This is a genomic window from Bacillus sp. SIMBA_008, from assembly GCF_046535495.1.
Lineage (GTDB): Bacteria > Bacillota > Bacilli > Bacillales > Bacillaceae > Bacillus > Bacillus subtilis.
Genome location: NZ_JAWRWL010001261.1, coordinates 1 through 236, shown reverse-complemented (window position 1 = coordinate 236; position 236 = coordinate 1). Strand labels below are relative to the sequence as shown.

General features: G+C 50.4%; 1 protein-coding gene. It reads right to left on the bottom strand.

The window, feature by feature from the left end; translation table 11 throughout:
* Window positions 1-236 (bottom strand): ABC transporter permease subunit (locus SB658_RS27475; protein ID WP_410603725.1); only part of this gene is annotated, 236 nt, incomplete at both ends.

Below are 236 nucleotides of genomic sequence, written 5' to 3'. Positions count from 1 at the left end.
ATATACATGGTCATATAATCGAATTCGCGCCCACCTACGATTTTTGCTTGCTGGAACAGCTCGGGTACAGTAATCATTGCAGCCAGTGAGGAGGCTTTGATTAAATCGAGCATGACATTGGTCAATGGCGGCAGAGCGATGCGGACGGATTGAGGCAAAATGACACCGCGCATCGTTTGCCAATAGCTGAGACCTAGTGACTTGGCAGCTTCTACCTGTCCGCTCGGCACAGAGGA